The sequence below is a fragment of the Paenibacillus campinasensis genome (assembly GCF_002272015.1).
GTDB classification, from domain to species: domain Bacteria; phylum Bacillota; class Bacilli; order Paenibacillales; family Paenibacillaceae; genus Paenibacillus_AQ; species Paenibacillus_AQ campinasensis.
Genome location: NZ_NPBY01000126.1, coordinates 1 through 1,985, shown reverse-complemented (window position 1 = coordinate 1,985; position 1,985 = coordinate 1). Strand labels below are relative to the sequence as shown.

The 1,985-nt window shown below is 45.4% G+C and carries 1 protein-coding gene and 1 pseudogene; both read right to left on the bottom strand.

From position 1 onward, the window contains the following. Nucleotides 1–961 (bottom strand): annotated as a pseudogene (locus tag CHH67_RS25620) (DUF5704 domain-containing protein); the annotation flags it as partial. Between the two features lie 25 nt (nt 962–986). Beyond that, entirely contained in the window at nt 987–1,931 is a 945-nt protein-coding gene (locus CHH67_RS25615; protein ID WP_095268194.1) for a copper amine oxidase N-terminal domain-containing protein, read from the bottom strand. Nucleotides 1,932–1,985 lie beyond the last annotated feature (54 nt).

The following is a 1,985-nucleotide window of genomic DNA, read 5'->3' as shown; positions in this document are numbered from 1 at the left end:
GTATGCGGGCCGTCACCACCGGGTCCATGTAGCGGCCGTTGATAGTCGCCCCGGGCGATGGCGGGGTGCAGGAGGCCGTGGGTGGTGGCGGGGGTGGCTTATCCTGTGCTTCATAATAGAAATACAAGTAATACGTCGGGAATGAAGCATCATACGTAAACGGAGGATGATCCCCCGGCGTAATGGTTCCTCCACTCGGAGGGGACACTGTACTTTTTTTGTGTCCTACATAGGTGTAATCCGCATTGCCTGGGGTATGCGCGAAAGTATAGGACTTACCTTTCTCCAGCTTCTCCTCACGGTCCGGGAATACTCCATTCAGTGAACGACCGTTCGTAGTATAGTGCTTGATAATCGCTTTGCCTTCCTCCGGTTCGAGCTCAATTTCGAACAAGGTTGGGAAGTAGAAACGCCAGCCTTGAACCAGAGGAGCAAATTGTTGGCCTTTTTGTTCTTCTTCCAATCTTCTGTTTACTGGATATTCAGCCTCCAAACGAGCCTGCACAACATATACAGGAACATTGGCTACATTTGTACCCTTTCCTGTCCAAGGACGATTGGTTAGGGAATAGTTCCTTGAAGTTGCCTGAACATAATAGGACTTTGAATTTTGTGACATTTCAAATGAACGCGAGGCTTCGAAAATTTCGTCACCATATTCTCGATAGTAATCAAATTTACTTACACGGACGTCCTTTATTTTTCGAGATGCACTGAACTCAAACACATAGTCAAAACCATCCACGTCAGTAATTCCTCCCGGAGGAGTACTGATCCATTGGCCGCCTGCATTGCTCCAAGTGTCATAATAGACCATTCCTACAAAATAATATTTATTCGGATTCTGTGGATTTTGGAACATTCGGTTAATCCCGATAGCTTCCGCCTTCCCGGGATTGACAAACATGACGGTAACAAGACACATTATAAAGCAGGACACAATCTGGATAATTGCTTTCACCCTGATTCTCATCTTGTACAATTCCTTATTTAAACGGATTGACTATTGCCACAAGATAGTCCTTCGGTTGATGTGTACTAAAAGCAATATAATCTGCAGTAGTTAAGCGGAATTTGGTCCAGTCATAATATTGGTTGTACTGTCCATTTTGATAAACATCAGAGGTGCTCATAACTGGATAATAATTGGTTGCCGTCCCGTCCTTATGATTTACAAAAGCATTATCAAGACCTTGACGGTACTTAACAAAATCATTCTTTACCATAAAAAACACGGGGGTGCCTCGCTCCGAACTACGAATCGCTATATAATCATTTCCATTACTTTTTTCAAGCCTTATGTCATAAATTATTTCCCCATTACCAAGTTTAATGGGCAATTGATTCGCCTGAATTATTTTGATCCCATCAAACGGTTCCTTATTGGCAGAGAATTTCCGGAACTGATTTGTTGATTTCATATACGCCTTAAAATCGCTGAGCGGCTGTAATTTGAACTCCGGGTCGTCCGTGTTTCGGAAGTTCTTCTCGCCGATCCATACCCACCGTCCGATTTTATCCCACTGCACCTTCTCACCGAGTCCTTCGCTGACGAGGCGTAATGGGACAAACGTGCGATTTTGCTTCAGAATGACCTTGGTGCCGTAGTCTTTTATTTGCCCATTCACCTCGGCGCTCGTTTGTCCTACCGTCATTTTCACCGTGTGATTGCCCTTCCTTACTTCTACCACCGATTTGCCGCCTGACTTGCTATAACTGATTGTTCCTCCGAGCGCATCCGATACGAACCGGATCGGAACCATTACGCTGCCTTGTCCATCCTGAAACGGTTTGGCATCGGGGAAATTCAGCTTGTTAGCATTCAGAAGCACTTCAACCGGCTGACTGGCTGCAGACACAGACCCTGCTGCAAAAGCGGATATCCCCAGTGCTAGAATCCCTGCCGCAACCGTTAACACTGCCTTTTTCATTTGTCCACTCTCCCTAACGCAAGAATGCGTTGTAGTCGTATTCAAATATGAAAT

What these genes read in the sequence shown, in the direction of transcription:
- CHH67_RS25615 (WP_095268194.1), bottom strand. Translation starts at nt 1,931, where the DNA reads ATGAAAAAGGCAGTGTTAACGGTTGCGGCAGGGATTCTAGCACTGGGG.